This is a genomic window from Bacillus sp. MM09(2025) (assembly GCF_050496725.1).
GTDB lineage: Bacteria > Bacillota > Bacilli > Bacillales > Bacillaceae > Bacillus > Bacillus pumilus.
Genome location: NZ_JBNWEN010000002.1, coordinates 1 through 6,064, shown reverse-complemented (window position 1 = coordinate 6,064; position 6,064 = coordinate 1). Strand labels below are relative to the sequence as shown.

Genomic DNA, 6,064 nt, shown 5'->3' with positions numbered 1-6,064 from the left:
AAAAAGCTGGCGAAACCGCCATCTTTTTAAAAACCAAAACCTCAAAACCTAAAAGACCAAAGACTAAACCAAATTTCCCCGCAGGGGGAGATTTTTTTTTGATTTTTGAACCATGCTGCACAACAAAAAAACAGACCCTAAAGGTCTGTCATTTTCATGTTACAAATTAAATTCAATACATCATGTTGCATTCCTTGAAGCAACAGAAACGCTGTTATCTTGCGTCGCTAAACCATAAACTGGCGCAACAGCCACAGCTAAAATCAAAACGGCAGCCATAATTTTTTTAAACGTCATATTCAAAATCGCCCCTTTGAATCAGTTTCTGAACTTGGATCATCTTCTTGTAAAAAAATACAGAATCATCCAGTCGTTCTATGTCATTATAAAATCTTCCAGCCTCTAAAGCTAGGTCTTCTAAATAAGGATAACCACGACTATATAAAAGTTGATCGAATTTTTGATTGACTTCAACACTAGGTGAAACCGTCACATATAACTCATGAAGCACATTAAAAAGATCGACAAACATATAATCATCATACTTTTCAGCATAGCTTTTTCCCTTCACACAATAGTCAAGAGCTTCTTCCTTTAGTCCCTGCTTAAAGAAAATGATGGCTAAATCATAACAAGCTTGTACAACCTCTTTAGCACCGATCTTCTCGCCTAACTCTAATGCACGTTGGTAATATACTGTTGCTTTCGCAACATCATCTTGTTTATTAAAACAGTTTCCTAAATTCAACAAACCCTTAGTCGTAATGTAATCATGGCCAAGTGCAATAGATTCCTGTAAAGCTAATTTCAAATGGGGAAGTGCCTTCTCATAACTGACCAGATCGTCATAATTTCCCGCAATCACGAATCTACACTGGATTAACCTAACTTGATATATACTGTTTGCCTTATAAGCATGATACGCCTGTTCAACATAATACATAGATAGATGTGTTTGCTTCATGTGATAAAAGATTTCTGCCATTTTGAAAAAGAACTCCGCACGCTCCAATTCATCAGCTACTTTATCAAGTTTTCTTTCAGCATAGCGATAAAATGTAATAGCTTTTATGTACTCCCCTTTAGAAAACTCATACATCCCTCTGAAAAAATTGAAGTAGTACTCCATAATACCAGTAAGCCTTTTCCCTTCACCTTCGACAGCTCTCAAATAATCAGCTTTGTTGACAGTATTTTTTGATGGATTTACGTATTCAAGCATCTGTTCATGGCGAAATTCCATTAGCTGAAAATAAAGAACAACCTGTTCGTCTTCCTCCATCAAATCCAGTTCATTCTTAACTTCGTTACGGAGAATCTCTGCATCTGTCACATTCAACCTTTTGATATGTCGATACCACTCATTAATCTTCTGACCAACCACAGGCGCTGCAATAGTTCCCATACCATCAATCCCCCGATACATCGCTTTTTTATGTTAAATCCTAGCACATGAAATACGGCTATAACTTGCTTGCGTTTCCATTTTTGAAAATTTTCGGTATCTCGCAAACGTTTTTTAAAATGAATTCAGCAGACAAAACGAAAAAACGCATTTAAAGCCCTTATAAGCGTTTTTAACTCATCCCCCTATTTGAATTACCTGAACAAAAATAAAAGCGCTCAGAATCGAATCTGAACGCTCTCAACGGCATTTTTGAAATACAGCCTTGATATTTTTATAGGTTTAATCATTCAAATCAATCTTTGTCACAAACTCAAAACGAGTCAATCCATTGCTATGACTAGCTTCAATTTGTTTTTTTCTTCCGTAGTACCCCCCTGTTAGAGTGGGGGGGGTTCACGTTTGGCTCTCGGTGCTTCGCTTTTCGTTGCCACTCGACGACTGTCGTCGTCTTCCGCTGCGCACCTTCGCCAAACAAAACAAACGCACAAATATTTCTTTAATCTTATCATTTTTGACTCTTTCATGCCAACGGTACAATGCCTCGCATTCTGCTTTGAACGGAGAGAAAACCCACAGCACCTATTTAGGTGCATAAGTGGGCACTGGTTCTCCAGTGACTCTTTTCGGGCTCTGCCCAAACCCGCCAACGGTAAGCCCGTTGGATCGCAAATATTCAAACCCCCTACCCCCGATCTTCGGGGGATGCCCCTTCGGCGGGCGCAAACAAACGGGGTTTGTTTGAATCAATAGGCTTTGGGTGTGGTGAATGAGTCAACTCCTTAATGCTCACTTTCGTTCCGCTTACCGTTGACTCATGCCGAATGTTTTTCACTCCATTTTTTAAACAGTAACGCTCCTTTTGAGTGCACACTTTTCCGAAACAACACAAAACAAACACGAAACTTAATTCAAAGCTTTTGAACCCTTGTTGCTACTGATTTTTTTGCAAAACGCTCCCTTTCTTTGTGTGCAGGTGCGCTCCTTTTCAAACACAAAACGTTACTCAATTCTTCTCACTTTTCCTTTTTATGGTGTGGCAGTTTTGCCGTTTCTGCCACATTACCGCATTTTTCTCCTAAAAAAAGGTGTGTCAGAATTTCATTTTTAGGCACATTCCTTTCAAAAATCGCAACCGCCACGAAACAAATCACACTGGGATTTCAAACATAAAGTGGTTGCAGTTTTCCCTTATGCTCTTTTCACCTTTTCCTAAATGTCTCCGGCGACACTTATCAAATTTTTTCTCTTTCAACCCGCTACGCAAAACAAAAACATTTTGCCTTTTGATCTAGGAGGGCGTAGCGTATACCGTAGCGAATGAATCATAAAGAGGTGAACCCGCTATGAAACCCGAAACCTATCTTTCTTCACAAGACATTGCAAACAAGCTCAATGTCTCCAGCGTCACGATACGCAAATACGCCGCCATGCTTGAGAAAAATGGCTATAATTTCGCCAGAGACACTAAGGGATGGCGTCAGTATAATGAGTCCGATTTATCCGCTATGGAGTATATATACACACACTCTAAATTGAGTGGTAAATCACTAGAAGAAGTAGCCAAACTTGTAGCGACCTTGTATCGGTCAAACTTGTCCATATCGGATACCGCTACACCGCTACAAGATGTCAATGTCGCCGATCTCATTCAAAGACAAGAAGAATTCAATCGTGCCATCCTAAAACGACTCGAACAATTTGAAGAACAGCAAAAAAAGCGAGATGAAAATCTCATGCTCGCTTTGAAAGAATCCATTGAAACAAAAAAAATGATTGCTGCTGCTCAACAAAAAAAGTGGTGGCAATTTTGGAAATAGGACACCCATGAAAATGGCGCACTTATACACACGCCTGTGTGAGTGCTAAAATCTCTCGATTTCCGTCAAGCGTGTAAAGAAGAAGCCGACTTAATAGCTGGCTTCTTCTGATTCTTCAAACCACAATGCAATGAACAGCAAAGTACAAATAATGAATGCTCCTAAATCCATCACATTAATTACAATCGTCATCACATTCACCTCCACAGTGAACGGATTCTACCACAAAAATATTCCTCAAAACGAAGCTCTAAAAAATAAAAAAAATGATTGCGGACACCGCAAACAAAAAACATTTCTGCTTAAATTTATCTTAAATGCATTGTATTGGTAATAGAGATGATATAACTTTAAAATTGGAATCTATAAAAGAAAGATAAGGAGAATCTATATGAACAAAATTATTAAATATTTTGTAGCATTATTATTATGTATCTCAGTTTTTACTATGGGTAACAGTTATGCTGAGGCAGCTTCATGGAAATTAGTAGACTCAAAAAAAGTGTCAAGTAGAGTGGGCCCTAATGGTATAAAACTATATGGAGTCAAAACAGGAAAAGCAAGAATCTGTTTGAAAGATCAATTCGGCGGCTTACGAGTTGATGTATACGATAACGATGGCAAAGGAGTTCAACAATCGAAACTGATTCTTAACGCTGTTTTCATCGGCAACAATAAATGTGTTAATTTCAATGCAAAACCTTACATCGACGGATCTAACAAAAGTGCTGAATTTATAGTTTTACCAACACGTGAACCACTAACTTCATACACTCTCCAATTATGGCATTATAAATAAAAACGAAAAATCCTAGATTAACAAATCTAGGATTTTTCGTTTTTATTTATAAAATTATCAAAACAATTAGAGCCCCAACACCATAATTATTTAATACACTTTGTGTAAAATTATTAAACCTCTCCTATTGTTCCTTTTTTCTTAATACATCGTATTTTTCAACAAATTGATACAAAAAGAACAATCAAGGTATGATTGTATAGTGAACGAGACGGTGGTGAAATTATATGGATAACCAAAAAACATGGCACTCTATCAAATCATTAGAGAAAGAACTTTTTGAAATTAACGACAAACAACTAAAAGAAGCTTTAAAAGAAAATAGGAGGATTTAAAATGAAAGAACATACAAAAACAATAAGTTCTAGAACATTAATTAACATAATAGGCATATTCATTTTTATAGGACTAGCTTTATCTCCTATTACTCAATCATATTCGTCAAATCAGTCACTAGGAACATTTATGAATACAAAAAAAACAAAAGAATTTTATATATTTCTAACAGTCATATCAATATTATTTTTCACGTTATCCAATATATACTTCATTGGCAAAATAGGAAAGATAATATTCTATACAGCGCTTAGTCTTATTTTAATTATTTGTTTTTATCTTTTTATCACCACAATCTAAAAATCTCCCATCACAGGGAGATTTTATTCATATTTTTTTATAAGCATATCCACAATACTTCACATAGCTCTTCCATTCCCATGATTTGTATAAATAAGTTTATGCTACAATCTATTTTTTTCAATAAATCAATAACCATATCAAAAAAAGCAGGCTAACTAAAAGCCTGCTTTTTTATGTAATTATGTAATTCTTAATACCAACATGCCAACGTGCCATGACCTCAAACGTCTCATTGGCTACCTCATCATCATCTTCCTCAATCCGAACAAGATCGCCGTCCTCGGCATCCGTCAAATTGAGTTCCTGATGGATTTCCTTCAAGATCCCACCGTAACCGATCAGCCTTCTGGAAGCTAAAGCACCATCCAAGTAATAGACCGTATCCAAATTTTCCTCGGTCACCTCATTCCCACGTATCACATCCGTATCCTTGATAGGATACTTCGAGATTTCAAGAATCGCCTTTTGTTCTTCCATCGCTTCGCGGACTTCTTTTTCAATCGCTTCCGCATCGATTCCCTTTTTTCCTTTGACCCGCTGCACATGCACAATCGGTGTGTAATCCAATTTCATGGCACGCTTCCAAAGGCTTGTCCATTCTGCTTGCTTGATATAGCTTTTCCCTGTGAAATAACTTCGCTTCACTGGAATTAAGACATGAAAATGTGGATGATATGTATTCTCTTCATGATTTTTCGTAATCTCTAAAGCTCTGAAAAAACCAAGTGTTCCAGATTTCACTTTTTTATATTGAAACAGCTTTCTAAAACCTTGCATCATATCAGTAATTGTTTGTTTTAAATGGTCGCCCTCAACATTTTTCACTGTCAACGTGAGAAATATCCATGCAGGCTTATATTGTCGATTCGCTTCTTCAACGATCAATTTATTGTGATAAGCAATTTTCAATGACCTTCGCCACGCACACATAGGGCATAACCTCACTTTACAAAAATAGGCTTGATATAATCGTAGTCTGCCCGTTTCTTTATCTCTTCTAAACGCAAGACATTCCGCACAATCACATACTTTCTCTGCCTTTTTCCCGTAGTAAGGCGCACCGGTACGCTTTTCAAGTCCTTCATAATGAGCCGCCATCAATGACGATCTCACTTTCTTCCCTCGCCAATCCCGCTTTTTACCTGTTGCGGTTTTGTCCTCAAGGATGCTATAATTCGATTCAGATGAATATAACAAAGCAAAAAACTCCTTCTGCGCTAGTTCTCTAGCATTCTATTATTTAAGATTCGACACCTTAATAATAGCAGATGGAGTTTTGTGCTGTCAAAATGCCTTTAAAGCCTTGACACCATTGAATTTATCGCACTTTTTCAAAATGACAATGTTTCTATATGTATCAAGATAAGAAAAGACACGATTCTGACTCCGTCAAAATCGCCC

4 protein-coding genes are annotated in these 6,064 nt (G+C 37.1%); 2 read left to right on the top strand and 2 right to left on the bottom strand.

Annotated elements, in window-relative coordinates; translation table 11 throughout:
• Positions 1-286: 286 nt before the first annotated feature.
• Entirely contained in the window at positions 287-1,405 is a 1,119-nt protein-coding gene (locus ACQYAC_RS04120; RefSeq protein WP_341032649.1) for a Rap family tetratricopeptide repeat protein, read from the bottom strand.
• 1,346 nt (positions 1,406-2,751) lie between these two features.
• Between ACQYAC_RS04120 and ACQYAC_RS04115 the strand changes: the two genes are divergently transcribed.
• Both ACQYAC_RS04115 and ACQYAC_RS04110 read left to right on the top strand, forming a co-directional pair.
• The gene (locus ACQYAC_RS04115; protein ID WP_110487812.1) at positions 2,752-3,225 is read left to right on the top strand and encodes a DUF3967 domain-containing protein; all 474 of its coding nucleotides are present in this window, start codon (positions 2,752-2,754) and stop codon (positions 3,223-3,225) included.
• 391 nt (positions 3,226-3,616) lie between these two features.
• Complete coding sequence (locus ACQYAC_RS04110; RefSeq protein ID WP_429942788.1) at positions 3,617-4,024, top strand: hypothetical protein; 408 nt, start codon at positions 3,617-3,619, stop codon at positions 4,022-4,024.
• 810 nt (positions 4,025-4,834) lie between these two features.
• Here ACQYAC_RS04110 and ACQYAC_RS04105 read toward each other — a convergent pair.
• Positions 4,835-5,860: a protein rep gene (locus ACQYAC_RS04105; RefSeq protein WP_429942787.1), complete on the bottom strand. Its 1,026-nt coding sequence runs from the start codon at positions 5,858-5,860 to the stop codon at positions 4,835-4,837.
• Between the last annotated feature and the right edge of the window lie 204 nt (positions 5,861-6,064).